The organism is Rhodococcus sp. NPDC056743, assembly GCF_042790355.1.
Lineage (GTDB): Bacteria > Actinomycetota > Actinomycetes > Mycobacteriales > Mycobacteriaceae > Rhodococcus_F.
Genome location: NZ_JBHTZI010000003.1, coordinates 536777 through 563325, shown reverse-complemented (window position 1 = coordinate 563325; position 26549 = coordinate 536777). Strand labels below are relative to the sequence as shown.

At 62.6% G+C, this 26549-nt stretch carries 22 protein-coding genes, 1 tRNA gene and 1 riboswitch; of the genes, 15 read left to right on the top strand and 8 right to left on the bottom strand.

What is annotated here, in order from left to right; genetic code table 11:
- Positions 1 to 7 precede the first annotated feature (7 nt).
- The 4 genes from ACFRFQ_RS09860 to pepN all read left to right on the top strand — a co-directional run bounded on the left by ACFRFQ_RS09860 (position 8) and on the right by pepN (position 5385).
- On the top strand, positions 8 to 571 hold the full coding sequence (locus tag ACFRFQ_RS09860) for a class F sortase (protein WP_378656217.1): 564 nt from the start codon (positions 8 to 10) through the stop codon (positions 569 to 571).
- A gap of 87 nt (positions 572 to 658) precedes the next feature.
- Positions 659 to 1963 carry a DUF1254 domain-containing protein gene (locus ACFRFQ_RS09855; RefSeq protein WP_378656215.1) on the top strand — a complete coding sequence of 435 codons (1305 nt, stop codon included), beginning with the start codon at positions 659 to 661 and terminating at the stop codon, positions 1961 to 1963.
- Positions 1964 to 2060: 97 nt separating this feature from the next.
- Complete coding sequence (gene thiD, locus ACFRFQ_RS09850; RefSeq protein WP_138868834.1) at positions 2061 to 2861, top strand: bifunctional hydroxymethylpyrimidine kinase/phosphomethylpyrimidine kinase; 801 nt, start codon at positions 2061 to 2063, stop codon at positions 2859 to 2861.
- A 37-nt stretch (positions 2862 to 2898) separates the two neighbouring features.
- A complete protein-coding gene (pepN, locus tag ACFRFQ_RS09845) occupies positions 2899 to 5385 on the top strand; it encodes an aminopeptidase N (protein WP_378656212.1) in 2487 nt (828 codons plus the stop codon).
- Position 5386: 1 nt separating this feature from the next.
- Here pepN and ACFRFQ_RS09840 read toward each other — a convergent pair whose 3' ends face one another.
- Positions 5387 to 7609 (bottom strand): DUF2254 domain-containing protein, encoded by a 2223-nt coding sequence (locus ACFRFQ_RS09840; protein ID WP_378656209.1) that lies wholly within the window; start codon positions 7607 to 7609, stop codon positions 5387 to 5389.
- A 101-nt stretch (positions 7610 to 7710) separates the two neighbouring features.
- On the opposite strand from ACFRFQ_RS09840, the gene ACFRFQ_RS09835 reads away from it, so the two are divergent.
- The 11 genes from ACFRFQ_RS09835 to gcvP all read left to right on the top strand — a co-directional run bounded on the left by ACFRFQ_RS09835 (position 7711) and on the right by gcvP (position 17715).
- Positions 7711 to 8325, top strand: coding sequence for an NUDIX hydrolase (locus ACFRFQ_RS09835; protein WP_378656206.1), 615 nt, complete (start codon positions 7711 to 7713; stop codon positions 8323 to 8325).
- A 149-nt stretch (positions 8326 to 8474) separates the two neighbouring features.
- On the top strand, positions 8475 to 9074 hold the full coding sequence (locus tag ACFRFQ_RS09830) for a CDP-alcohol phosphatidyltransferase family protein (RefSeq protein ID WP_378656204.1): 600 nt from the start codon (positions 8475 to 8477) through the stop codon (positions 9072 to 9074).
- A complete protein-coding gene (locus ACFRFQ_RS09825) occupies positions 9071 to 9937 on the top strand; it encodes a DUF881 domain-containing protein (RefSeq protein WP_378656201.1) in 867 nt (288 codons plus the stop codon). The genes ACFRFQ_RS09830 and ACFRFQ_RS09825 overlap by 4 nt, the downstream gene beginning before the upstream one ends.
- Before the next feature lie 14 nt (positions 9938 to 9951).
- Positions 9952 to 10302 (top strand): small basic family protein, encoded by a 351-nt coding sequence (locus tag ACFRFQ_RS09820; RefSeq protein WP_138868829.1) that lies wholly within the window; start codon positions 9952 to 9954, stop codon positions 10300 to 10302.
- 3 nt (positions 10303 to 10305) lie between these two features.
- A complete protein-coding gene (locus tag ACFRFQ_RS09815; RefSeq protein ID WP_378656198.1) occupies positions 10306 to 11061 on the top strand; it encodes a DUF881 domain-containing protein in 756 nt (251 codons plus the stop codon).
- A gap of 46 nt (positions 11062 to 11107) precedes the next feature.
- Positions 11108 to 11512: a glycine cleavage system protein GcvH gene (gene gcvH, locus ACFRFQ_RS09810; RefSeq protein ID WP_092807693.1), complete on the top strand. Its 405-nt coding sequence runs from the start codon at positions 11108 to 11110 to the stop codon at positions 11510 to 11512.
- Between the two features lie 199 nt (positions 11513 to 11711).
- Positions 11712 to 12203 carry a glycogen accumulation regulator GarA gene (gene garA / locus ACFRFQ_RS09805; RefSeq protein ID WP_033231912.1) on the top strand — a complete coding sequence of 164 codons (492 nt, stop codon included), beginning with the start codon at positions 11712 to 11714 and terminating at the stop codon, positions 12201 to 12203.
- Positions 12203 to 12940 (top strand): MerR family transcriptional regulator, encoded by a 738-nt coding sequence (locus ACFRFQ_RS09800; protein WP_033231913.1) that lies wholly within the window; start codon positions 12203 to 12205, stop codon positions 12938 to 12940. The genes garA and ACFRFQ_RS09800 overlap by 1 nt, the downstream gene beginning before the upstream one ends.
- Positions 12941 to 13029: 89 nt before the next feature.
- Positions 13030 to 13503 carry a bifunctional nuclease family protein gene (locus ACFRFQ_RS09795; protein WP_138868827.1) on the top strand — a complete coding sequence of 158 codons (474 nt, stop codon included), beginning with the start codon at positions 13030 to 13032 and terminating at the stop codon, positions 13501 to 13503.
- 380 nt (positions 13504 to 13883) lie between these two features.
- Positions 13884 to 14462, top strand: coding sequence for a MerR family transcriptional regulator (locus ACFRFQ_RS09790; RefSeq protein WP_313905575.1), 579 nt, complete (start codon positions 13884 to 13886; stop codon positions 14460 to 14462).
- Between the two features lie 213 nt (positions 14463 to 14675).
- Positions 14676 to 14804: riboswitch (glycine riboswitch) on the top strand.
- Between the two features lie 52 nt (positions 14805 to 14856).
- Positions 14857 to 17715, top strand: a complete 2859-nt coding sequence (gcvP, locus tag ACFRFQ_RS09785) for an aminomethyl-transferring glycine dehydrogenase (RefSeq protein ID WP_378656193.1) — start codon at positions 14857 to 14859, stop codon at positions 17713 to 17715.
- A 22-nt stretch (positions 17716 to 17737) separates the two neighbouring features.
- Here the strand turns inward: gcvP and ACFRFQ_RS09780 are convergent, their stop codons facing one another.
- The 7 genes from ACFRFQ_RS09780 to ACFRFQ_RS09750 form a co-directional block, all read right to left on the bottom strand.
- Positions 17738 to 18883: a metallophosphoesterase gene (locus ACFRFQ_RS09780; RefSeq protein WP_378656190.1), complete on the bottom strand. Its 1146-nt coding sequence runs from the start codon at positions 18881 to 18883 to the stop codon at positions 17738 to 17740.
- On the bottom strand, positions 18883 to 20544 hold the full coding sequence (locus ACFRFQ_RS09775; protein WP_378656187.1) for a hypothetical protein: 1662 nt from the start codon (positions 20542 to 20544) through the stop codon (positions 18883 to 18885). The genes ACFRFQ_RS09780 and ACFRFQ_RS09775 overlap by 1 nt, the downstream gene beginning before the upstream one ends.
- A gap of 133 nt (positions 20545 to 20677) precedes the next feature.
- Complete coding sequence (locus ACFRFQ_RS09770; protein WP_378656184.1) at positions 20678 to 22861, bottom strand: malate synthase G; 2184 nt, start codon at positions 22859 to 22861, stop codon at positions 20678 to 20680.
- Between the two features lie 106 nt (positions 22862 to 22967).
- A complete protein-coding gene (locus tag ACFRFQ_RS09765; protein ID WP_378656181.1) occupies positions 22968 to 24236 on the bottom strand; it encodes a saccharopine dehydrogenase family protein in 1269 nt (422 codons plus the stop codon).
- Between the two features lie 44 nt (positions 24237 to 24280).
- The gene (locus tag ACFRFQ_RS09760) at positions 24281 to 24694 is read right to left on the bottom strand and encodes a universal stress protein (RefSeq protein WP_378656178.1); all 414 of its coding nucleotides are present in this window, start codon (positions 24692 to 24694) and stop codon (positions 24281 to 24283) included.
- A gap of 141 nt (positions 24695 to 24835) precedes the next feature.
- On the bottom strand, positions 24836 to 26278 hold the full coding sequence (locus ACFRFQ_RS09755) for an SDR family NAD(P)-dependent oxidoreductase (RefSeq protein WP_378656332.1): 1443 nt from the start codon (positions 26276 to 26278) through the stop codon (positions 24836 to 24838).
- Positions 26279 to 26459: 181 nt separating this feature from the next.
- Positions 26460 to 26545, bottom strand: a tRNA-Leu gene (locus ACFRFQ_RS09750).
- Positions 26546 to 26549 lie beyond the last annotated feature (4 nt).

The window sequence follows — 26549 nt, the reverse complement described above, 5'->3', positions numbered from 1 at the left end:
ACTAACGGTGTTGTTGTGCGTGGGTGGGTGCTCGGCAGAGCATGACGAACCTGTTCGGGTTCTCGCGACCGGGCAGGAGAATCTGCCGGCCGCAGTGCAGGCGTCTGTCGATGATCCTGCGACGCCGACTGAACTGCGCATCGGCAACGAGGCGGCTGTAGTTCTTGCGATCAAGACGACATCGGACGGTTCGCTGATTCCTCCGGAGGACGTGAGCAAAGTCGGCTGGTGGGCGGACTCTGCATTTCCGGGTTCGGGTTCGGGAACTGTCGTGATCACCGGCCACATCGATGACGTGTACGCCGGTGACGGTTTCGGAAAGAAATTCTCGTCGTTGACTCCGGGATCAATTGTTGTGTTGACCGGGGCAGATGGCCACGAGTGGTCGTATCGGATCGATACGGTTGACCAGTACCGCAAAGACGGGGAACTGCCGGTCGAGCGGTTGAACCGGATGGACGGGCCGGAGACGCTCGCGTTGATCACGTGTGGTGGAGAGTTCGTGGGTCCACCGCTCGGTTACGAGGACAACGACATAGCCTGGGCGACACGGATTCCCGATTTGTCGTAGTTGCCCGCCTTGTCGCGAATATCGATATCGTTGGCCGCACTACCGTCTTCGTAGCACTGGTAACAGTGCCCAATTGAAGGACACGAGTTGAGTGCACTGACAGAGACCGCGACCGCTGCGTATTTCTACTACTACCCGCTCGTGGAGAACCTCCGACAGGTGGAGCGTTACGTCACGACCGGCATCGGCTCCAATCCGGCGGCACCGTTCAACAGTTTTTCGCACGCCCGCAAACTTGCAGGCCCAGAGGACACGTTTGTCACGATCAACAACGACACCGTCTATTCGATGGCGCAGCTTGACCTTTCGGGTGGACCACTGCGACTGGACGTGCCCGCAACCGGGGACCGCTACTACGTACTCCAGTTTGTCGACGCCTGGACGAACAACATCGCGTACGTCGGCACCCGGGCAACGGGAAACGGCGCCGGCAGTTTTCTGATCGCCCCGCCAGGCTGGACCGGGGAATCGGAGTTTCCGGTAGTCCGAGCGTCGACCGACATCGTGTCGATCGTCGGCCGATTTGCCTGCACCGGCCACGACGACCTTTCCGCGGTGACGGCGCTGCAGAATTCCCTGGTGCTCGAGCCACTCGACCCGACTGCCGCGGTGAACGGTCTACCCGCGGTGGACGCGAACCTTTCCGACGGACTGCTGTTCTGGCAGCAGGCACGCAACTGGTCGCAGGCGTTCCCCGCACCGTCTGCGGAATCTGCCCTGATCGAGCGGTTTTCCGGACTGTTCTCTCCGGACGTCGACAGTGACGACCTTGCTGCCTGGTACGACGACGGCGTCGCCAAGCTCGAGGACGCCACCAAACACGGCGAAGCTCCCGTCTTCAACGGATGGACAGTAGGCCTTCACCTTTTCGACTACAACGTCTACAACCTCAGCCTCGGAACAATCGACGACGATCGGTGGAAAATCCGCGACGAGAAGGTGCGCCTTGCCGAAAGGGCGATCGCGTGCCGTCTCGGGTTGTGGGGAAACCACGCCTACGAGGCGGTGTATGCGCAAGCGTTCACCGACGTGACCGGAGCGCCTCTGCTCGGCGAGAACACCTATCGCATCAACTTCCCGGAAAAGCCTCCCGTCGGCGCATTCTGGTCGATCACGCTCTACGACATTCCCCGCTACTACTTGGTCGACAACCCGATCGGCCGGTACTCGATCGGTGACCGCACCGCCGGAATCCGATACGAAGCGGACGGATCGCTGATCCTCACCATCTCGAAGGACGAGCCGACCAGCGCTACTGCGCGATCGAACTGGTTGCCGGCGCCCGATGCCGCGTTCAGGCTGGTTTTCCGGCTTTACGTGCCCGGCGAGTCGATTCTCGATGAAACCTACTCGTACCCTCCGGTAGAGCTGGTGAGCAACCAGGGCGAGTAGTCGCGGAGAGGCGCCGGGGTCGGCGTTGATAAACTTCGACCTCCGGCGTTCGCGGGTATCCGCGGATGGCGCCCCAGCCTCAAAAGGAGTTTGTACCGTGGTTGACCTTGCCTATGTCATCGCCGGATCCGAATCCACCGGTGGTGCCGGCTTACAGGTCGACCTCAAGACCTTCCAGGCCCGCGGCGTCTACGGAATCGCCACCACCACGTGCATCGTGTCCTTCGACCCGAAGAACAACTGGGGCCACCGTTTTGTCCCCATCGCGCCTGACGTGATCGCAGACCAGATCGAGGCAGCAACGTCGGCGCACGATCTCGACGTCGTGAAGATCGGCATGCTCGGAACTCCGGCCACCATCGAGGTTGTTGCCGAGGGTCTCCGTCGTCAGTCGTGGCGGCACGTGGTTCTCGATCCGGTCCTGATCTGCAAGGGTCAGGAACCCGGAGCAGCGCTCGATACCGATACGGCACTTCGCGATTCGATCCTGCCCCTCGCAACGGTTGTCACACCCAACCTCTTCGAGGCGCGCACCCTCGCCGGTATGGACGCAATTTCGAGCGTCGACGAACTGATCGAGGCTGCGCGTCGCATCCACGATCTCGGACCGAAGTACGTTCTGGCCAAGGGCGGCGTGGAACTGGCCGGCGACGACGCTGTCGACGTGCTCTTCGACGGAACCGACGTGACGGTTCTTTCTGCTCCCAAGGTGGGCCAGGAACGAGTCTCCGGTGCCGGGTGCACCCTTGCTGCCGCAGTGACCGCTGAGCTCGCAAAGGGCGCTGACGTGGGAGAAGCTGTGGCACTGGCAAAGAAGTTTGTCACCGCGGGTATCGAAGCCCGGGTTTCGGCCCACACGCCGTTCGACACCGTGTGGCAGGGCGCTTTCACGGGATAGGGACCTGTTGCCCGCCCGGCCTGGCAGGATCAGACGGGTGAGCACAGCAAATCTGAACCGAAGCGAAGTCACTCTCCGATCGTCTGCCGTATCGGTCACCGGTTATCGGGTGGAGTTGGACCTCCGCTCTGCGGTCGACCCTGCTGTGTCGACGTTCCGGACCGTCACCACGGTCGAGATGACGTCGACCGTGGATTCGACGTGGCTCGATTTCATCGGCAGCGCGGTGGAATCGGTCGAGGTGAACGGCCGTCGCATTGCTGTTGCGTACGACGGGGCGCGGATCGCGCTGACCGGGCTGGCGGATGTGAACGTCGTCCAGGTTACGGCGCTCGCGGAGTACAGCCGCTCCGGTGAAGGTCTGCACAGATTTGTCGACGACGCCGACGGGCAGACTTATCTGTACACGCAGTACGAACCGGCGGATGCCCGTCGAGTGTTTGCGTGCTTCGAGCAGCCGGACATGAAGGCGCCGTTCACTTTTGTGGTGACGGCACCACAGTCCTGGGAAGTGCTGTCGAACCAGGTTCCCCTGCAGACGGATTCGAATGCCGCCGGTAGCAAGACCGTCACTTTTGCTTCGACACTGCCGATTTCGACGTACATCACGGCAGTCGCGGCCGGCCCATACCATCGCGTGAGTTCGGTGTGGAGTCGCGGCGAACTCACCGTCGAGCTGGGTGTTCTGTGCCGAGCGTCGCTGGCGCAGTATCTCGATGCCGACGACGTGTTCGACGTGACCGGGCAAGGCCTCGACTTCTACGCCGACGCCTTCGACTATCCCTACCCGTTCGGCAAGTACGACCAAATTCTTGTTCCCGAATACAACCTCGGCGCAATGGAAAATCCGGGGCTCGTCACCTTCACGGAGTCCTATGTGTTCCGCGGCAAAGCCACCGCCGAGCAGTACCAGCGCCGCGCGAACACGATCTTGCACGAGATGGCGCACATGTGGTTCGGCGACCTCGTGACCATGGTGTGGTGGGATGATCTGTGGCTCAAGGAATCGTTCGCCGATTTCATGGGATCGCTGGTCAGCGTCGAGGCAACCCGGTTCACCGACGCCTGGGTGGCGTTTGCGATCAAGCGGAAAGCCTGGGCGTACCTGCAAGATCAGTTGCCGACCACGCACCCGATCGTCGCCGACATCGTCGATCTGGAAGCGGCGAAGCTGAACTTCGACGGCATCACATACGCCAAGGGCGCGAGCGTCCTCAAACAACTGGTCGCCTTCGTCGGACGTGACGCGTTCTTCGAGGCGTCCCGGAAGTACTTCCGGGCGAACGCTTTCGGCAACACTCGGCTCGTCGATTTCCTCGACGCGTTGAGTGCGACGTCAGGGCGAGACATGCGCGATTGGTCACGGGCCTGGCTCGAGACAACGGGAGTGTCGACGTTGACGTTGGAGGCAGGGGAGTTGGTGCAGACCGATCCCCGACCTCATCGACTGGCAGTCGGTGTCTACGACTACGGCGATACCGGCGACCTGGTTCGCACTGCGCGCGTCGAGGTCGACATTTCGGCGGAGCGCACACCGATCGACGTTCCGGCGGGATCGCTGATCCTGCTCAACGACGACGACCTGACCTACGCAAAGATTCGACTCGACGCCGCGTCGCTCGCCACTGTCGAATCGTCGCTCGATCGTATTGTCGATCCACTCGCGCGTGGGTTGATTCTGTCCTCGCTGTGGAATTCCGTGCGTGACGGGGAACTGTCGGTATTCCGGTACCTTGCCGTGGCCGAACAATTCGGCCCCTCGGAAACTGACCTGGCGATTCTCAGTTCGATCACCGCCGACGCGCATTTCGCGATCCAGCATTACGTCCCACTCGAACTGCGCGCCAGCGCGGCGACCGGGTGGTTGGCGACGGCGTGGAAGGCGATGTTCGAGAGCGAACCGGAATCGGGCCGTCAGCTCGCCTGGGCCCGCGCGTGTGCTGCCGCGGCTGCGATCGACGACTCCCGGGCCGACGCGCTGCGTGCGATTCTGCTGGGCGAGAGCCCCGGACCGATCGGGCTCGCTCTCGATCCCGACCTGCGGTGGTCGATGTGGATTGCCCTGGCTGCCACAGGCTTTGCCGAACCGGCTGACCTCGACCGCGAGCTACGCAACGACGAGACGTCGGCCGGCAGGACTGCACACGCGCGGGCTCTCGCGTCGTTGCCCACGGCAGCGACCAAGGAACGCGTCTGGAGCGCTGCAACCACCGACCTGACCCTGTCGAACGATCACCTCGATGCCATGATCGGCGGTTTCAAAGCCGGCGTCGACGCCACCCTGATCGAGGGCTACGCGGCAAACTACTTCGCTTCGTTGCGCACGTGGTGGTCAGGCCGCAGCATCGAGATCGCGCGGCGCCTGGTGAACGGGCTGTTCCCCGCGTCCGACGACGTGACTGCGGTCGATCAGTGGCTCGACGCCAATGCCGATGCGCCGGCGTCGTTGCGTCGGTTGGTGCTCGAGAAGCGCGACAACCTGGCGCGGGATCTACGCGTCCAGGCATTCAATTCCGCACTCTGAATTACTTCGCCGCTGGTCGTCCGACGATCAGCGGATGGACACGTCCGCTAGCACCCGCTTCGGATCCGAGGCCCTGGGGATCGGCGGCACCGGCCAGGCGGATGTCCAGTTCGCCGGTCCATTCGCGGGTCAGTTGAGTGTTCATGGCGTCGAGGCGTTCGAGGAGGGGGGCATGTTGATCCGCCGGGCACGCTGTCAGCAAGGTGGTGAACACGGCGCGCAGTCGGCGCTGCACCTGAGCAGAATTGGTACTGAAGTGCCGAATTTCGTCCGTCGCGATGGACACGTAGTCCGTCCACGTTCTTTCCTGCCCACGGATCCGGGTCAACGTGGACGTCGCGGAGTCGGCATGCACCCGCGGTGCCAACAGAACGAGCAGATCCTCGATGTGGTCGAGAGCTTGGACCGCGCGGCCCGGATCGTTGATGGCCGGCGACAATGCCTTGAGCGCAATATCGACAATGGACTGTATTGCCGCCGCAGGACCGACGACGGGACTGTGAGTGTCGCCGAAGATCAGGCACGACATCAGAGAATCCGGGCGGATGGCCATCGACGTGCCACGCACTTCGAACAGCGGCGCGTTCTGGGCCACAAATTCTCCGATACCTGGCACCACTTCGACACTGACGCCCCACTTCGACGCCAATCGCTCGAGCCGCGGCAGGTTGATCGCCAGAAGTATGCGCCCGTTGGGGGAGAGGTGTCGCAGTCGAACAACCAGGAGGTCCGCTGAATCCTCGACGGTTGGAGGAGGATCGGTGACACGGGGTGCGGCGGCGGGGAGTGCGTCTCGAGCCAATTCGTCGTACTGCGGGTATGAGCGAACGATTGCGCTTCGTCCCTCGGCCGCGATCCACCGAAGAAGTCGACTCGAATTGAGAATCGAGCCGACCTTGGACACCAGGGCGATGAACAGAATCGCGCTGATGATCGCGAGGAACAACGCCGTGTACGTGGATATCTGGGGAGCTGAATGCTGGGTGTTGAGAGCAAGATCAAGTGCAACGATGATCGAGTACACGAATGTCGCGAGAAACATCCCGATGGACCATCGCATGACTCGCTGCTGAGCCAGCATGGGCACAACCCGCACCGATATCTGCGAAGCACCGAATTGCATGGCAAGTGTGATCGCGGTGAACACAAGACCGGTGAGGGTGATCATTCCGCCGGCGATAACACTCAGGAGCGTTGCCGTAGCTCCCGGATCCACCGCGTATTCCAGCGAATCAGAACCGAAGCCGTCGAATACGGAACTGTCGACGTCGATAAGTGTGTCGGCCAGGAAGAACGCCGCGACGACAAGCAGAACGGGTAGCCGCCATACGGGTACGGTGCGAAGTCGTCTGCGGGTACGACGCCATCGCAATGCGTCGGATATCCGCCACTTCGGCGTCGCAGGCGGCGACTCGGGGGTCGACGCTGTAGTGGGTTCAGCTGCCGGACTGGGAATGGCTTCCGGTACCCCGAAACTTCCCGAGACGCTTTCCTGGAATCGAATCTTGGCTTTGATCAGCGGTTCTCTGACGCGTTGCTCACGAGCGACCGCGCGCGAGAGCTTCACCGGCTTGTCGCGGTACCGGGACCTGGCCCACGGCGCACCCGGTCGGCTCAGGCGGATTGCACCGACAATCAGAAGTGGCGGAAAGAACAGTCCGATCAAACCGGTCCACAACTTGCCTTTGAGAAGTGTGATCATCGCGAGCGCCAATTGGAGTATCAGCGCGACGACTATCGCGATCAGAGTGGCGATACTGCGATCTTCCTCGTACGGATCGAACTCGCCGGCAAACCCGATCGGATGGACGCCGAACAAGAAAAGAAAAGAAATGGCGATCGCCACGAATACCGCATCTATCGACGACCGACCCTCTTCGGCCCAATAGACATCCCGTAAGTGCAGGACCAAGGCGTACTCGTCGAGAACCAACGCGCTACCGATCCCGAACACCGACGCGAGTACACAATTGGCGACCGGAGTGTGAAAATCCGCCAACGCGATGAAGGCGAAGCCGGAGACGAGCATCATCATGAGCCCGAAAACCATGTGATGGATATGCATACCGCCAGGGGTGACATTGCCCGGCCACCAGGACACTTCCGCGCGAATCATGCGCACACTGAATCTGATGAACAAAAACGTAAGCAGGAACGCGACCAGCAGGAAGAACAACGGCAGCCGTCCGGTATCGACGACTGTGTGCTCGAACCATGCTTTCACTACGTCAGCATGACAGGACTTTCCGCCGGTATTCTCGCAAAACGCTCAAACGGAAACTGGCCTGTGTCTGAATCTCACGGGGACCGCGCTACTGTCGAGCAATGGTGAACGTGGATTTACTGGATCGGGCCCATGTCGAATCAGCCTTTTCGACCTTCGAACCACGATCCGTCGAGCTCGACGGGCGCAGGCTGGCTTCGGTGGTCTTTGCCCTGATGCGAGATGCCGACGGCACGTCGGTGTTCCCGCTGACCAAGCGGCCGAGCAAGATGCGCGCGCACCCCGGTCAATTCGCCCTGCCCGGCGGGAGCGTCGACGCCGGTGAGACGCCGGAGGAAGGTGCGGTGCGGGAACTCTCCGAAGAACTGGGGCTGACCGCAGCGACGTCCGACATCATCGGACGCCTCGACGATTACGTCACACGCTCTGGCTTCGTGATCCGCCCGTTTGTGGTGTGGTCGGGCGCCGATATCGACAAATTGGTCCCTAACCCGGACGAAGTCGCGTCGTTGTATGCGGTCACGTCCGCCGAACTCGATGTCGACCCGCGTTTCGTGTCGATCGAGGAGTCGCCGAATCCGGTGGTGCAGTGGCCGTTTCGCACCAGCCTCGTCCATGCTCCGACCGGGGCGGTCGTCTACCAGTTGCGGGAAGTCCTGAGTGGGCGGCACACCCGGATCGACAACCTCGAACAACCCGTCTTCGCCTGGCGGTAGCACCACCCACACTTCGCGCGAGCAGCCTTGGGCTCGCGCGAGGGGGCGACCATGAGCAAAATGTCGCAAGTGCTGTGGAAAGCTGGCACCACGGCGTCGCGACCGCGGCCAGTTCGATGCGGAGTGCGGAACAATACGAGGTGTGTGCAGTGACATCAGGTGAACAGGAACTTGCCGTGACGGATCGAGTTCTGACAGTTCCCAACATTCTCAGCATGGCGCGTCTGCTGCTGCTCCCGGTGTTTGCGTACCTGCTTCTGGTGACGCATGCGGACGGGTGGGCGCTGGCACTGCTGATGCTCACCGGATTCACGGACTGGCTCGACGGCAAATTGGCACGGATCCTTGATCAGAGTTCGAAGTTGGGGGCTCTGCTCGATCCGCTGGTCGATCGCTTGTACGTCGTGACGACGCTCGTGACGTTCGTGGCTCGTGACTTCATTCCCTGGTGGGTCGCGGCGATCCTGATCGGCCGGGATCTGATCCTTGCACTCACTCTTCCGATCTACCGCAGGCGCGGCCTCCCACCGCCCGAGGTCATCTATCTCGGTAAAGCCGCGACATTCCTGCTCATGTTTGCGTTGCCGCTGGTATTGGCCGGTTACGGAGATTGGGCGATCGCCGGATTCACCCACGCGTTCGGTTTTGCCTTCCTGATCTGGGGAACGGTTCTGTACGTGTGGACTGCCGTGATCTACGTCCTCAAAGCGGCTCGGATCGCGCGGTCCTACGAGGTTGTACCTCGATGAAAAGGACGGGGGAGGACGTGCGCCGCAACCCGGTGCCGTCACTACTCCGGTCGCTGATGACCGAACACCTCGATCCCGGATACGAGGCGGCAGCACTCGAGCGAGAACACGATCACAGTAAGAACACTGTGCCGCGCACCGGCCCATGGCTGGCTCTGGGCGGGCTCCTTCTCGGGTTTGTCCTGACCGTCTCAGCGGTCGCGGCAGCCGGGCAGGTGTCCGGAACCGAAGACCTCCGCGCCGATCTTGTTGCGAAGGTGAGGGCGACCGAAGATCAGATCGACGACCTGGACGCGACCCGGCGCTCCCTCGCCGCGGCAGTCGACGCCGCCCGCGCCACCGCCTTGGCCGGCGACACCGAAGGCAACGAAATTCTCGGGCAACTGCGCCGCATCGAAAGTGAAGCGGGCGCCGAAGCCGTGCACGGAGAAGGCATCACCGTCACCCTCACCGACCCGGCCGGACGCCCCAATCTTTCCGACGCATCGCAACGCAGCGTCGGTGGAAAGAGTGTTGTCCTCGACCGGGACATACAGAGTGTGGTCAACGCACTGTGGGCAGGTGGCGCCGAGGCTGTTGCCGTTGGCGGCGTCCGCATCGGCCCGACGGTAACGATCCGTCAGGCCGGTGGCGCGATGCTGGTCGACAATCAGCCCGTCTTCTCGCCCTACGTCGTCGAGGCAATCGGTGACAGTCGCGCAGTGCAGCGCGAATTTGTCGTCAGCGATGCCTATTTGCGGATGTCCAGCATCGCGCAGTTGTACGGCGTCGGGTTTGCTGTGGCCGAGGATAATTCGATGAGCCTTCCGCCTGCCGCGACGCGTCCGGTGCGCGTTGCGACCGAACCGATAGGACCGAAATAGATGGAGCGAGTTCGATGAAGGCCGGTTCCGCGCTGTACGGACTCGCCGCGTTGGTGGTCGGGATCGTGCTGGGTGTTGTCTTCAGCCCGCAGGTGCCCGACGCGTTCGCGCCGTACCTCCCGATTGCCGTTGTCGCTGCCCTTGACGCAGTGTTCGGTGGCTTGCGGGCGTACCTGGACGAGATCTTCGACGCCAAGGTATTTGTCGTCTCCTTCGTCTTCAACGTTCTTGTTGCCGCTCTGATCGTCTGGCTCGGTGATCAGCTCGGAGTCGGCACCCAACTCTCGACGGCAATCGTGGTGGTGTTGGGGATTCGAATCTTCGGCAACGCTGCGGCACTGCGTCGCCGGCTGTTCGGAGCGTGAGGCATGGCTGAAGCAGCAGTCAGGAAGCACGACGAGGGCCGTCACGAGTTGCGGCCGGTCGACAAGCATCGCACCAACGTCGTGTTCGCGATTCTTGCGACCGTCCTGCTCGGTGTTCTGGGTGTGGCGATCGCAACTCAGGTGCGCAGTACCGTTGCGGGGGACTCGCTCGATTCTGCGCGTCCCGCCGATCTGCTTGTTGTTCTCGACAACCTGAACCGACGTGAAGCGGCGCTGCGGCAGGAAGTCTCGGAGCTCGAGGATTCTTTGGCGACATTGCGGCGCAGCGGAAGTACCGACGCGGCCCTCGGCGAAGCGCAGGCCCGATTGAATGCCCTCTCCATCCAGGTGGGGACGGCGCCGGCGACTGGTCCTGGCGTCACCATGACGTTGACGGATCCGTCCGGCGGCGTCGGGCCCGAGGTCGTTCTCGATCTGATCCAGGAACTACGTGCCGCCGGAGCCGAGGCGATTCAGATTGCCGGAGCCACAGGCGAACCGATCCGGATCGGCGTGAACTCGTGGGTCGGCGGCCGCAGTGGCGACATCGACGTGGACGGAACGAAGATCGCAGCGCCGTACACTGTGAGCGCGATCGGCGATCCGCCGACTTTGGCAGCGGCATTGAACATTCCGGGCGGAGTGTTCGACAACGTGTCACGGGGCGGAGGAAGTTCCACCGTCGAGCAATCACAGCAGGTCACGATCTCCGCCTTGCGACAATTGAATCCGCGCCAATACGCTCAACCCGGAAATTGAATTTTTGCGTCCGGAACTTTCGGGCGGCATGTGAAAGGAAGCCACTGTGAGTGAGCTCGATACACCTACCGATCTGCGTTACACCGCGGAACACGAGTGGGTGAAGCGAACCGGCCCGACATCTGTTCGAGTCGGCATTACCGACTTCGCTCAGTCACAGCTCGGAGATGTGGTGTTCGTTCAGCTCCCCGCCGCGGGAGAAGACGTCACTGCAGGCGAATCGCTCGGTGAGGTCGAATCGACCAAGAGCGTGTCAGACATCTTTGCTCCGTTCACCGCGAAAGTTATTGCGGCCAACGGCGAATTGGACGGCGCTCCCGAACTCGTGAACACCGATCCGTACAACAACGGTTGGCTCGTCGATCTCGAGGTTGCCGACGAAGCCACCTTGGACAGTGCGATTTCGGAGACTTTGGACGCTGCGGGATACACAGCCCTGACATCCAGCTAGGGCTCGAGTGCCGACCTGCCCAGTCGCGGCCTGTCTCGCTGCACACAAGGGTGTGCGCAGGGTACGGTCGTGGGGTACGCATGTGCCAAGTCGGGGTGCAGGTCGTATCTGTAAGTGACTGTGAAAGATGCTCGAGATAAAAGTGCACTGCGTAGTCCAGTGATTTCTGATCTGGACGATTGATCGAGGAGGAGAAACAGTGAGCGAGAACGGTAACGACGCGGGCTACGGGGAGACGCCGGCGGAGACCACATCGGTATTCCGTGCGGATTTCCTCAACGAGCTCGATAACTCCTCAGCAGCACCGGCCGCCGAGCAGCCGGTGTCAGGTGTCGAAGGTCTACCGGCCGGCGCCGCTCTGCTCGTCGTCAAACGAGGACCCAACGCGGGATCGCGTTTCTTGCTGGATCAGCCGACCACGTCGGCAGGTCGCCACCCGGATAGTGACATCTTCCTCGACGACGTGACGGTCAGCCGCCGCCACGCGGAGTTCCGTCAGGAAGAAGCCGAATTCCACGTCGTCGACGTCGGGAGCCTCAACGGCACCTACGTCAACCGTGAGCCTGTCGATTCGGCAGTGCTGGCGAACGGCGACGAGGTGCAGATCGGTAAGTTCCGTCTGGTTTTCCTCACCGGCCCGCGTTCCGGCGGTTCGCAGGTGGGCGAGGCGTCAGCAGGTGCTGGTAGCTAATGACGGCATTGCGGCAGCAGAGCCAGCCGGGGATGTCTATCGGCTCCGTGCTGGATCGGTTGCGTCCAGATTTTCCCGACGTGACGATTTCGAAGATTCGTTTCCTCGAGTCCGAGGGCTTGATCAGCCCCCAACGGACGCCGTCGGGATACCGCAGGTTCTCCATCGAGGACTGCGAGCGTCTTCGCTACGTACTGACCGCTCAACGTGATCAGTACCTGCCGCTGAAAGTCATCAAGGAACAACTCGAGGCGATCGACAGTGGTGCCGCGACGGTCAGTGCAGACAACTCTGCGCCGCGTCGTCCGCGGGTCCTGTCGATCGCTCCGGGGGAAGTGTCACCCGAGGTATTCCGGGTGGATCGCGAAGTCCGAGTGGGTCGGGCAGATCTACTCGCTCGGGCGGACATCGACGATCGATTCCTGACCGACCTGATTCGCACGGGTCTGATCGTGCCCGGCGCTGCGGGATTCTTCGACGAAGACGCAGTGACGTTGGCTCGGACAGCCAAGGCGATGGCGGAATACGGTCTCGAAGTACGACATCTGCGTGCGTTCAAGTTGGCTGCCGACCGTGAAGCCGGGTTGGTTACCCAGATCGCCGGACCGGTCGCCAAGGGACGTGACGCGGGTGCCCGTGATCGAGCCGAGGAAATGGTTCGAGAACTGGCAGCACTGTCGCTGACATTGCACACATGCCTGGTCAAATCAGCAGTCCGCGGAAGTCTTGATCGCTGAGTTCTCGATCATCTCGTTCCACGCGAATAGAATCTCAGTACGGTCGTGAATGCGGCCACCAGGGTTATTTCAGGTTGGAGGCAAGCTCGATGGGCGAAATGCGTGTGATCGGAGTTCGTGTCGAGCAGCCCCAGAATCAGCCGGTTTTGTTGCTCCGCGAGTCAGACGGTGATCGGTACCTACCGATCTGGATCGGGCAGACGGAAGCCACGGCGATCGTTCTGGAGCAACAGGGAGTCGAGCCGGCGAGGCCGCTCACACACGACCTGATCAAAATACTGATCGAATCCTTCGGCCGTAGCCTGCAGGAAGTCCGCATTGTGGATCTGCAAGAAGGCACGTTCTACGCCGACCTGGTTTTCGACGAGCAAACTACGGTCTCGGCTCGTCCGTCGGACTCCATTGCGTTGGCACTTCGGATCGGGGTACCGATCTTTGCCTCGGAATCAGTCCTTGCCGAGGCGGGATTGATCATTCCTGACGAGCGTGAGGACGAGGTGGAAAAGTTCAAGGAATTCCTGGACACAATTTCTCCGGATGATTTCAAGGCAACTGACGGTTAGCCCGCTATTTCCTACATTGACTTTAGGCTTCAACTCTCAAGTAGAGGTTTAGTCTCATTCGGCGTGTTGCGTTGACCAAAATCGCGCCGGGGTCTTACCGTTGCGAGCGGTGAAGATCGTTGAGCCTTGAAATAGAGTCTGGTCCAGATGCTCTGTCGGGGCGTACTCTAGGTAAGTCCACTCGTGGAATTACGTGCCTCGGATTCACTGCTTCGAAATGTTTGGTGGTTCGAGATCGGCTGACGCGGGTATCCGTTTCTGTTCGGGTATCAGACTCTGCCGCATAGCACAGCGTGATTACACGATGGCGTATCGAGAAGGAGACGGCAGTGGAAGAACAGTCGAACGTAGGCAAGGCGGAGAATTCCGGCGTCGCTGAACTGACTGCAGATCCGGCTGCCCGACCCACGTCGGAAGAGTTGCAGCCCGGATTGTTCCCGGACGACTCCATTCCCGATGATCTTGTCGGCTACCGCGTGCCCATCGCCTGCCAGATCGCCGGAATCACCTACCGTCAGCTCGACTACTGGGCACGTACCGCCCTGGTCGTACCGTCCATCCGCGGTGCAGCCGGTTCCGGTAGTCAGCGTTTGTACTCGTTCAAGGACATTCTGGTTCTCAAGATCGTCAAGCGATTGCTCGACACCGGGATCTCGCTGCAGAATATCCGGGTGGCCGTCGATCATCTGCGTCACCGCGGCGTTCGCGATCTCGCCAACATCACACTGTTCTCCGACGGAACTACCGTCTACGAGTGCACGTCCCCCGAAGAGGTCGTAGACCTGCTCCAGGGCGGTCAGGGAGTCTTCGGCATCGCCGTGAGCGGCGCGATGCGTGAACTCACCGGAACCATCGCCGACTTCCCGGCCGAACGTGCTGACGGCGGCGAAAGCGATCCGAATCCCGAAGACGAATTGGCATCGCGCCGCAAAAATCGTGTGAGCCGCAAGACCGGATAGTGTTCCCGTCGTCACACCCGCTCGGTCGATGTGGTGGCGACGGAAGGCCGGCCCGTCAACTAGACTGGTCCACGCGTCGCCGGCGTACGGGAGAGCCTCGGGTAGTGCTTCACACACCAGTCTTCGATTTGCGGACTTGTCGTGAGCGTTATCAGGGCGCCGAAGGAGCAATACCTCCCCGTCAATCTCTCAGGCACCAAGGACCGTACGGGCTCCGACGCCTCTGGAAAGCGGTGGGATAACCCACCCGCCGACGGGGAAAGGCTGTGGTTCCCGAACGTGACGGATCACTACCGAATCTCTCAGGCGCTCGTGTGTCGAGCAGGCGACAGAGGGGGAGGAACACACCGCAGTCGGTGTGTGTCCTGATCCTCCGATCTGCCTGGGAGTTGTCGTGATCGACGCTGCAAGCCGTAATTTTGCCGACCGCCATGTCGGTCCGAACGCCGCGGAACTCGCGCGCATCCTCGAACTCATCGGGGTCGACTCCCTCGACGATCTCGCCACCAAAGCCGTTCCGTCGGTCATTCTCGACGCTGCACCCGGAGGAATCGCTGCCGGCCTCGACGCCTTGCCGTTGCCGGTCGGAGAGCATGAGGCACTTGCGGAACTGACCGCACTCGCCGCGCAGAACACCGTCGCGACGTCGATGATCGGGCTCGGCTACTTCGACACCCTGACGCCGCCGGTGTTGTTGCGCAACATCATCGAGAACCCGGCCTGGTACACCGCGTACACCCCGTACCAGCCCGAGATCAGTCAGGGCCGCCTCGAAGCGCTCCTCAACTTCCAGACCATGGTCGCCGACCTCTCCGGCATGGAACTGGCCAACTCGTCGATGCTCGACGAGGCCACCGCTGCCGCCGAAGCCATGACGCTTCTGCGCCGCGCGAACCGCAGCAAGTCCCCGCGCTTTGTCGTCGACGCCGACCTGTACCCGCAGACCTTGGCCGTCATCGAGACGCGTGCCGAGCCGCTCGGCATCGAGGTCGTGTCCGCAGACCTCACTGCCGGTCTTCCCGAAGGCGACTTCTTCGGCGTCATCGCCCAGATTCCCGGGGCCTCGGGACGAGTCGTCGATTACACCTCGATCATCGCGGAGGCTCATGAGCGCGGCGCACTGGTTGCCGTCGGCGCTGATCTCCTGGCGATGACGCTCATCACCTCGCCGGGTGAACTCGGCGCGGACGCGTGCTTCGGCACCACCCAGCGTTTCGGTGTTCCGATGGGGTACGGCGGACCGCACGCCGGTTACCTGGCGGTGCACTCCAAGCATGCGCGTCAGCTGCCCGGCCGCTTGGTGGGTGTCTCCATCGACGCCGACGGAGACAAGGCATACCGCCTCGCGCTGCAGACGCGTGAGCAGCACATTCGCCGCGAAAAGGCGACGTCCAACATCTGTACCGCTCAGGTACTCCTCGCCATCCTCGCAGCGATGTACGCGAGCTACCACGGCGCCGAGGGGCTCAAGGCGATTGCGTTGCGCGTCGCCGCCCGCGCATACGCGTTGGCCAACGGCCTGCGTGAAGGCGGCGTGACCGTTGTCCACGATTCGTTCTTCGACACGGTGTTGGCTCAGGTTCCGGGCAAGGCGGCCGACGTTGTCGCTGCGGCCAAGGACTCCGGGATCAACCTGCGTCTGGTCGACGCCGATCATGTTGGCATCTCTTGCGACGAGGCCACCACCGCCGATCACGTCCTGGCAGTGCTCGACGCGTTCGGCATCGAAGACGCTGTTGTCGCCATCGAAGCAGAGGGCAACTCGGTTCCCGCTGTTCAGGAGCGCACGTCCGACTACCTGCAGCACGAAGCTTTCACCCGTTACCGTACGGAAACGGCAATGCTTCGCTACTTGCGTGCGTTGTCCGACAAGGACATTGCGCTCGATCGCAGCATGATCCCGCTGGGTTCGTGCACCATGAAGCTCAACGCGACCGCCGAGATGGAATCCATCACCTGGCCCGCGTTCAACGCGATCCACCCGTTCGCTCCGACGTCCGACGCACCCGGTCTGCTGAAGATCATCAAGGACCTCGAGGACTGGCTGGTCGCGGTGACCGGCTACGACAACGTGAGCCTGCAGCCCAACGCCGGTAGCCAGGGCGAGTACGCGGGTCTGCTCGCAATCCGCAATTACCACCTCAGCCGCGGTGACGATCACCGCGACACCTGCCTCATCCCGTCGAGCGCTCACGGCACCAACGCGGCTTCTGCCGTCATGGCCGGAATGCGCGTCGAGGTGGTGGCGTGCCGTCCCAACGGTGACGTCGACGTCGACGACCTGCGTGCGAAGATTGCCGATCACGCCGAGCGTCTCGCCGCGATCATGATCACCTACCCGTCCACGCACGGTGTCTACGAGCATGAGATCTCCGACATCTGCGCAGCAGTGCACGATGCCGGCGGCCAGGTCTACGTCGACGGCGCCAACCTCAATGCGCTTGTCGGCCTTGCCCGTCCGGGCCGATTCGGCGGCGACGTCAGCCACCTGAACCTGCACAAGACCTTCTGCATCCCGCACGGCGGCGGCGGACCCGGCGTCGGACCGATCGGTGTGCGCGCACACCTGACGCCGTTCCTGCCCGGGCACCCGCTGGCCCCCGAACTCGGCGGTAAGGGCACGATCTCGGCAGCGCCGTACGGCAGCGCGTCCATCCTGCCCATTACCTGGACGTACATCCGGATGATGGGAGCGCAGGGCCTGCGCCGCGCAAGCCTGACCGCCATCGCGTCGGCAAACTACATCGCGCGTCGACTCGACGAGTACTTCCCGGTTCTCTACACCGGCGAAAACGGCATGGTCGCGCACGAGTGCATCCTCGACCTGCGCGGTCTGACCAAGGACACCGGCGTCACCGTCGACGACGTGGCCAAGCGTCTCGCCGATTACGGTTTCCATGCTCCGACCATGAGCTTCCCCGTGGTCGGTACGTTGATGGTCGAGCCCACCGAAAGTGAAAACCTCGAAGAGATCGACGAGTTCTGCGACGCGATGATCGCCATTCGTGGCGAGATCGATCGCGTCGGATCCGGCGAGTGGACGGTGGAGGACAACCCGCTTCGTGGTGCTCCGCACACCGCAGGAAGCATTGCATCGCAGTGGGATCACCCGTATTCACGTGAGATCGCGGTGTTCCCGCGCGGCAAGGCTCGACCCAAGGTGTGGCCGTCCGTGCGTCGTATCGACGGCGCACACGGCGACCGCAACCTGATCTGCTCGTGCCCGCCGATCGAGGCGTTCGCAGGCAGCTAGTCTGCTCAGCCGCTGGAGATCATCACTTCTCGCGTACGAGTTCGAGAACGGTGATCTCCGGCGGCGCGCCGACGCGTACCGGCGGACCCCACGCTCCGGCGCCGCGCGTTGTGTACAGCACGGTGTTGCCGACCTTGTCCAGACCTTGGACCGAAGGCTGCTGCAGCGGAACGAGATAGCGCAGCGGCCACATCTGACCGCCGTGCGTATGCCCGGACAGTTGCAGATCGATGCCCATCTCCGACGCTTCGAGCGCTTGGCGAGGTTCATGCGCGAGCAGCAAGGCAAACGTGTTCGGATCGCGGCCATCGAGTGCGCCAGTCAGATTCGGCTCGTACGGGGCCGGCGACGTGTAGTCGTGGATACCCACGATGTCGATGGTGCCGCCGTCGTGCTGGATCGACGTTCGGCTGTTGCGAAGCGTCGTGATCCCCAAGCTTTCCCACACATCGAGCCACTTGCCGCCGTCGTCGGCATAGAACTCGTGGTTGCCGCTGACTCCGAAGATTCCGTCCGGTGCCCGAAGATCGGCGAGCGGAGCAAGATCGGGAGCAACTTTCGCGACGGTGCCGTCCACGAGGTCTCCGCCGATCGCGATCAGATCGACGTTCTGCGCATTGACGATCTCGACCACCTTGCGGGTGAAGTCAACCCCGCGGGCCGGACCCACATGCAGATCGGTGATCAAGGCGATCCGGTATCCGTTGAAACCCTCGGGCAGGCGTGCCAGCGGGACCCGAATCCGGGAGACCTTCGGGTTCGACGCCTCGTAGACGCCGTACCCGGCGGTGCCCAGCGCCGCGAGTGTGACCGCGGCAGTAGCCAACTGCAAGGTACGACGCTTCGCCGGATCCATCTCCGGTTCTTCCCGGCGTTTACGAACCAGGCGATTGACTCCGGCGCACGCTCCGATGATCAGCAGTCCCGGAATCAGATACAGCCACGACGCCAACCAGACCCACCCGAGAAACCCGACCGGGCGCGCCCACGACGTGGGGAAGACCTCGCCGCTGCCCATACCGATGAGCGTGAGAATCGCCAACAGCACCAATGCGGTGTCGGCGATGCGAGCCCAACGCGGCGGCATGCCGGTTGCGCGGACCAGCCTGCGGTGCAGAAACCACGTGAGAAGCGCAAGAACTACGGCAAATACTGCGATACGCGCCATCAGGACAGCAGGTCCGCGACTGCGGCCGACATCGCGGCGGAGTCAGTCGGGTTTACGCGAATCAATGTTCCACCAGTTCTGTCGGAGACGTCTTGAAGTGTGGAGGCATCACCACTGGCGCCGACAACCAGAACGTCGACCCGAACCGGGCGGGCTGGATCACTCGCTGACGCAATGGCGCTGAGGAGTTCGGCGCGTGTCATCGTCGACTCGTCGGTGGCAGCAGAGGTGACAAGGAGCACGGAGTTGGTTCGATCGGCGTCGTATCCGCTTGTTGCTTCCTTGTACGTTGCGGCCAACGCGGGGTACTTGGTCGCCTTGCCGTCGATACGAAGGTTGTTCAGAGAAGCAGTGAGCTTGGCTCGTTGATCGGCATCGAGCGGAGCGCCGGGAACGACGACGCGCTCGGACGCCGTGGCAGTAGTACCGGGGAAGGCGTGCACCCCGACATCGGATGCGGCTGGACTGCGGACCAACTGAGATTCCAGCGCCGCACTGACCGCGGCCACGTTGGCGCTCATCGACGTCGAGGTGTCCAACAGAATGGTGGTGCTGCGAACGGAAACAGGATTGGCGACAACAGCGTTCAGCGCAGCAGCCGCCTCCGCTGATGCGGGCGTCAACGTGGAGGCAATCTGGGTGGGTTGGAGCGCGCCGAGATCCGGGACGCTCTTGCCTTCGACACGGAATCCGGCGTCGACAAAGATCTGTGACTGCTCCGCAGTACGCATGAATTCGGAAAACTGCGCGGCGGCGCGTGAGGCGGTTTCGTCGATTCCGCCGCCTGCGACGATCACGGCCGGATAGTCAGCGAGCGGGGTTGCGCCGCTGGGGGAGAAAGCCGTCATCTCTGCGTTGGCGGACTGCGCGATCGACTGTTCGATAGCCGGGACGGCTGTGACGGTGTTTGGGGCTCCGCTCGTGAGGGCGGCTAGCGCGTCGGCGGTAGTAGCGGGCGGCGCCGGGAGCGATTGGAACTGTGATGCCAGTGCGCTCAGCGCCGACGTGACTTGGCTGGACTTGGCCTGCTCGACCGTAACGGGTCCGGTACCGGCGCCGGCCGCGGCCGCGGCGATCGCCTGCGTTGCCATGAGCGTCTGCGGGCTGCCGACCGGGAGTGCCAGGGTTGTGTCGCCGAGGGACTGCCATCCCGCATTCACGGACTCCAGCGCGGTTGCCGTCTCCGGCGCGAGCGCCAGGACAATCGGTGAGTTCGCGAGTGATCGTGGCTCTCCGTTGATCACGCCCTTACCGGACAGCGGTGCGAGTTCGAACGAACTGGTCGGAATCCATAGGTTTGGGCGCGGTCCGAGTGCAGCGGAATCCCACTCGGTGCCTGCTTCCAGTGCATTTACAATTTGTGGCGATGCCACTGCATTGACTGCAGTCGTGATGCAGTGATCTCGGATCACTGGTGAAGTCTCGGTGAATCGCTTGGCCAACTGCTCGACCTGCGGTGCAATCGACGGGTCAACCGTGATGTCGAGCGTCCGGTTGCCTTCGACGCACGTCCCTGCTGCTTGCTGGCCTTGGTCGTCGATGCGATTGCCCAGGGCCTTCCACCCGAAGAAGCCGGCCACGATCAGGACTACCGCCACGACAACGAGAATCGGCCCCTTACTGATACCTCTGGCGCCTGACCCGCCGCGATGTTCGCCCACGTACGCTGCCCTACCTTGTTCACTCGACGATCTCTGCCGAGTGTCAGTCTAGTGACGAACCTTCGGGGCCTACGCGAACAGCCTCGACACCGGTAGTGGTGCCGAGGCTGTTCGAGTTGCGGAGTCGCGGTATCTAGGCGTTGGCGGCCTTGTACTCGCGGCGGCGGCGATGCAGGATCGGCTCCGTGTATCCGCTGGGCTGCTTCGCGCCTTCGAGGATGAGTTCCTTGGCGGCCTGGAATGCGATGTTGGAATCGAAGTCGGGTGCCATGTTGCGGTACTCGGCGTCGCCCTCGTTCTGACGGTCTACCACCGGTGCCATCCGCTCGAGAGCGTTCACGACGTCGGTTTCACTGACGATGCCGTGGCGCAGCCAGTTGGCGAGCAACTGGCTCGAAATACGCAGCGTTGCGCGGTCCTCCATGAGTGCGACGTCGTGGATGTCGGGAACCTTGGAGCAGCCGACACCCGCGTCGATCCAGCGGACCACGTAGCCGAGGATGGACTGGCAGTTGTTGTCGAGTTCTTCCTTCTTCTCCGCGTCCGTCCAGTCGGTGCTGGGAGCGAGCGGGATGGTCAGGATGTCGTCGACGCTGGCGCGCGGCTTACCCTTCAGGCCGTCCTGAACGGCGAACACGTCGACGCGGTGGTAGTGCGTCGCGTGCAGCGTTGCGCCGGTCGGCGAAGGCACCCACGCGGTGTTGGCGCCGGCCTTGGGGTGGCCGATCTTCTGCTCGAGCATGTCCGCCATCAGCTCGGTCATGGCCCACATGCCCTTGCCGATCTGCGCCTTGCCCTGCAGGCCGCAGGCCAGTCCGGTGTCGACGTTCCAGTCCTCGTAGGCGCCGATCCACTTCTGCTTCTTCATCTCGGCCTTGCGCACCATCGCGCCGGCTTCCATGGAGGTGTGGATCTCGTCGCCGGTGCGGTCGAGGAAGCCGGTGTTGATGAACACGACCCGGTCGACGGCTTCCTTGATGCAGGCAGCGAGGTTGACCGTCGTGCGGCGCTCTTCGTCCATGATGCCGACCTTGAGCGTGTTCTCGGGCAGGCCGAGGACCTGCTCGACGCGGCCGAACAGTTCGGTGGTGAAGGCAACTTCCTCGGGACCGTGCTGCTTGGGCTTGACGATGTAGATCGAGCCGGTGCGGCTGTTGTCGAGCGGGCCGTTGGCGTCACTGATCGTCAGGCCGTGCACTGCGCAGGCGCTGGTGATCAAGGCGTCGAGGATGCCCTCGGGAACTTCGTTGCCGTCGGCGTCGAGGATCGCGGGGTTGGTCATGAGGTGGCCGACGTTGCGGACGAACAGCAGTGAGCGACCGTGCAGGGCCAGTTCGCTGCCGTCGACGGCGGTGTACTTGCGGTCGCCGTTGAGGGTGCGGGTGAAGGACTTGGCGCCCTTCTTGATTTCCTCGGACAGGTCGCCACGGTTGAGGCCCAACCAGTTGCGGTAGCCGATGACCTTGTCGTCGGCGTCGACAGCGGCGACCGAATCCTCGAAGTCCATGATCGTGGTGACGGCGGATTCGAGGACGACGTCCTTGACGCCGGCGGCGTCGGTGCTGCCGATCGGCGAGGACGCGTCGATCTGGATTTCGGCGTGCAGCCCGTTGTTGCGCAGCAGGATGCTGGTGGGTGCGTCCTTCTCGCCGAGGTAGCCGACGATCTTTTCCGGCTGGGCGAGCGTGGTGACGCTGCCGTCCGCCAACGTGATCTTCAGTTCGCTGTCGTCGACAATGTACTTCGTCGAATCGGCGTGTGATCCCGACGCGAGAGGTGCTGCCGCGTCGAGGAATTCACGGGCCCACGCGATGACCAGATCGCCGCGGACCTTGTTGTAGCCCGAACCCTTCTCGGCGCCGTTGTCCTCGGAGATTGCGTTGGTGCCGTAGAGCGCGTCGTACAACGAACCCCAGCGGGCGTTGGAGGCGTTGAGGGCGAAGCGGGCGTTGAGGATGGGGACGACCAGCTGCGGGCCGGCGGTGGAGGTGATCTCGGTGTCGACGTTGGTGGTCGTCACGGAGAACTCGGCGGGCGTGGGCAGGAGGTATCCGATTTCCTGCAGGAACGCCTTGTATGCGGCGGCGTCGATGGGAGCGCCGGAGTGGTCGCGGTGCCACTGATCGATCTGCGCCTGCAGATCGTCGCGCTTGGCGAGCAGGGCGCGGTTCTTCGGCGCGAGCTCGGTGATGACCTTGTCGGCGCCGGCCCAGAAGGTCTCGGCGTCTACACCGGTGCCCGGCAGAGCCTCCTCGACCACGAAGTCGTAGAGAACCTTGGCAACCTGCAGACTGCCGACCTGAACGCGCTCAGTCATGAATAGCCTCACTTTTCCGAAATCGGAGCACCACGACGGGTGCCATGAACCACAATCAATGTTACTAGTGAGTATCTCGCAGGTGGACAGAGCCTCGATGGATACATCACAACCGGCCTGCGGAGATCTCGAAACCACTGCGACGCAGACGTTCGACCAGGACATCTCCCAAGGCTGTGGCCGGGGTGAGGACGCCCGCAGCGTTGGGTAAGGCTGCGTTATCGGGCAATTCTGCGTTGCTGACAGCAAGACTCAGCGCTGATTCGCCGAGCATCACTGCGGTAGCACTATATCCCGGATCGCCCTTGGCCTTCACCCGCGAGGTGTACCGCGCGCCGGTCGTGGTCGTCGTGAATACGTCGAGCGTGAAATGGCCCTTGCTCTGGGTGTCCTCACTCGGGCCATCACCGGGTGCCGGCAGGACCTTGTCCAGCAGGAAACGCGTCGGCGGAAGTGCCAGGCCCGCAATCAAGGCGCCCAATCCGACGGCAACACCGCCGGCGATCACGGGTGAGACCACCGACGAACCAACGTTCATCACCTCGGTGTACTTGAACTTTCGCCCGTAGGCCCAGTCGCGAAGGGCATTGCTCCGACGGACGACGCGGGTGTTGTACGACGCCATGAAGAACGGCGCCTTCCACCCGTGCAGTGACGGATCGATTTTTCGGCCGTCGACTACCGTGACGTCACTCTGCTTGCCCAGATCGGGTTCACTGGTGCGGTCGGGGCTCAGTGAGTACGGCGAGGCCGCGAGTTTCCGCAGCCGTGCATCGTGTTTCGACGCGTCGATCTGCGTGCGGACCGAATCGATGGTTCCGCCGCTGACACCGCCGCGCAATGACGTGACCACCAGGGTCGTGTCTGTCATTTCTCCGGCGCCGTCTGCCTCGATCAGCTTGTGCAAGACATGCACCCCGAGATCGGAAGGGATGGAATCGAACCCACAGGAATGAATGATGCGGGCGCCCGTCGACACCGCAAGCTCGTGATTGGCGTCGATGCTCTCGCGGTGGAAGAGAACCTCACCGGTGAGGTCGACGTAATGAGTTCCCGCGGCGGCGCATTCGTGAACCAACTGATGGCCGTACTTTGCATACGGGCCGACCGTCGTAGCCACAACGCGCGTTCGCTCGGCAAGTGCCTTCAAAGCAATCGAATCATCCGCGTCGGCGACTACGAGGGGGAATTCGGCGGCGGCCGCACCCAAGCCGGCCCGCACGGCCGTCAACTTCTCGAGGGAACGCCCGCCGAGCCCGATCTTCGTTCCGGCGGGTGCATGCTGAACGAGGTATTCGGCAAGGAGTTTGCCGACGAAGCCGGTAGCTCCGTAGACGATGATGTCGAGTTCGCGGTCACTGTGGGGTCCGGTCATGTAGTCAGCCTACAAACGCGGATCCCTCTTGGATGTGAGTGAGCTCACTCCGCAGGCAGCGGTTCCTTCACGACCAGGATCGGGACCTCGACTTCAAGCAGTAGTCGCTGTAGCGGGCGCTCGAGCAGAAACTTGCCGATGGGGGACATACGACGTGTTCCCACGATCAACAGATCGGCTTCGACGGCATCGACCAACTCCACCAAAGCGGTCACCGGATCGCCGTCATGTTCGGTGGTGCGCAGTTCCCAGGGCGTATGCGCGAATCCGCCGGCGTCGAGTGCCGACTGGATCTCGCCGCGCAAAGCCGCGCTGTCCTCGTCGGTGTCCGGGACATTGACATCGTCGAGTACGTGCAGAACGACAAGTTGCTCACGCCGATTCACCGATTCGCGTGCTCCGTGGACAATTGCCGCCCGGCCCTCCGGGCTGTCCTTGTGTACGACGGCAATCGTCATGGTTCCTCCGAGGCAGTGAGCAGTGTCGGGGTCCATTATCGCGTGCATTGCCGAGCGCTACCGCAAATGCGGTACTCGACACGGCCGCTAGGGGGTGTCGAGATCACCACATCGCGAGGGGGAGGTGTGTGGGGTCACCACTCACCAGGGCGAGGGCTTGTAGTCCTTGAGGAAGCAACCGTGGATGTCGACGCCCAGCTCGCCCTGAACGATGGGGTCGTAGACGCGAGCGGCACCGTCGACCAGGTCGAGCGGAGCGTGAAAACCTTCGTCGGCGAGGCGCATCTTGGTGAAGTGGGGGCGCTCGTCGGTGATCCACCCGGTGTCGACGGCAGTCATGAGGATGCCGTCCTCGAGCATTTCCTTGGAACTGGTGCGAGTCAGCATGTTCAGTGCTGCTTTGGCCATGTTGGTGTGCGGGTGACCAGGACCCTTGTACGCGCGGCTGAACTGGCCTTCCATTGCGGAGACGTTCACGACGTACTTACGACGCGCTGCTGCTGCCGCCATCGACGGGCGCAGGCGTGAGACGAGAATGAACGGGGCAACCGAATTGCAGAGTTGCACTTCGAGAAGCTCGATCGGATCAACTTCCTCGACGGTCTGCACCCAGCTGTTGGTGTGCGCGAGGTCGGGGAGAAGTCCGCCGGCATCGATGGCGATGCCCTGCTCGATGCGGTCAGGTGATGCGGATTTTGCTACCAGCGCGAGCGAGCTGACGGCGTCGGCGGAAAGATTTCCGGAGGTGATGGCCGCGACGTCGGACAGGGATCCGGCCAGTGCTGCGGGATGTGCGTCGCTGGTCTTGCCGAATGTCACGACATCGGGGAGCTCACCCGCAGGCAGTGCGCCGGATTCGGCGTCGACCAGAGCGCCGTACGCGCCGGGGGAGCGGCGGACCGTCTGCGCGGCGTTGTTGATCAGGATGTCGAGGGGGCCTTGTGCCGCAACGGAATCGGCAAGGGCAACTACCTGAGCAGGGTCGCGGAGGTCGATGCCGACGATGCGGAGACGGTGAATCCAGTCGGCGCTGTCTTCCATCGCCTTGAAGCGCCGGATCGCGTCGTTGGGGAATCTCGTGGTGATCGTCAGGTGGGCACCGTCGCGCAGGAGGCGCAGAGCGATGTACATGCCGATCTTGGCGCGGCCACCGGTGAGGAGTGCGCGGCGTCCGGTCAGGTCTGTGCTGGCGTCACGCTTGGCGCGAGAGGTTGCGGCGCAGTCCGGACACAACTGGTGATAGAACGCGTCGACCTGGGTGTATCGCTGCTTGCAGATGTAGCAGGGACGCGCCTTGATGAGGGTGCCGGCGATTGCTCCGGCGGTATTCGACGTGATGGGGATGCCGGCGGTTTCGTCGTCGATTCGATCCGGTGATCCCGTTGCCGTTGCGGCGACGACATTGCGGTCGGCTTCGTTGACTGCTGCACGCGAGGCAAGGCGGCGCTTCTTCTTGAGGCGTTTGAACAGATGGCCGACGGCGCGCTGCATGGTGATCGAGTCGGGATGCTCGTCGTCGAGTTCGGCTGCTTCGCGCAGAACCTTCAAGCAGATTTCGAGTTCTGCGGGGTCGAGTCCGGCCAGTTCTGCTCCCGCAGATTCTGAATCCGTTACGTCGAACTGCCGTGTGTCTGTATCCACGTGAACTTCTGTTCCATCTCGATCGCCGCTCGCGCGGTCTGTTCCCGGTGCGGGAACTTGGCCCTTTACGAGAAAAGCTCCGGTTCAATGAACCGGAGCTTTTCCTGTCTGTCTCAACACAGAGTGTCCGAGGGGGGACTTGAACCCCCACGTCCGTTAATAGGACACTAGCACCTCAAGCTAGCGCGTCTGCCATTCCGCCACTCGGACTCGG

Coding starts and splice junctions, on each gene's coding strand:
- ACFRFQ_RS09835 (WP_378656206.1), top strand. CDS start 7,711: ATGGTGAACGTGGATTTACTGGATCGGGCCCATGTCGAATCAGCCTTT.
- ACFRFQ_RS09825 (WP_378656201.1), top strand. CDS start 9,071: ATGAAAAGGACGGGGGAGGACGTGCGCCGCAACCCGGTGCCGTCACTA.
- ACFRFQ_RS09820 (WP_138868829.1), top strand. CDS start 9,952: ATGAAGGCCGGTTCCGCGCTGTACGGACTCGCCGCGTTGGTGGTCGGG.
- ACFRFQ_RS09815 (WP_378656198.1), top strand. CDS start 10,306: ATGGCTGAAGCAGCAGTCAGGAAGCACGACGAGGGCCGTCACGAGTTG.
- ACFRFQ_RS09800 (WP_033231913.1), top strand. CDS start 12,203: ATGACGGCATTGCGGCAGCAGAGCCAGCCGGGGATGTCTATCGGCTCC.
- ACFRFQ_RS09795 (WP_138868827.1), top strand. CDS start 13,030: ATGGGCGAAATGCGTGTGATCGGAGTTCGTGTCGAGCAGCCCCAGAAT.
- ACFRFQ_RS09780 (WP_378656190.1), bottom strand. CDS start 18,883: ATGGCGCGTATCGCAGTATTTGCCGTAGTTCTTGCGCTTCTCACGTGG.
- ACFRFQ_RS09770 (WP_378656184.1), bottom strand. CDS start 22,861: ATGACTGAGCGCGTTCAGGTCGGCAGTCTGCAGGTTGCCAAGGTTCTC.
- ACFRFQ_RS09765 (WP_378656181.1), bottom strand. CDS start 24,236: ATGACCGGACCCCACAGTGACCGCGAACTCGACATCATCGTCTACGGA.
- ACFRFQ_RS09760 (WP_378656178.1), bottom strand. CDS start 24,694: ATGACGATTGCCGTCGTACACAAGGACAGCCCGGAGGGCCGGGCGGCA.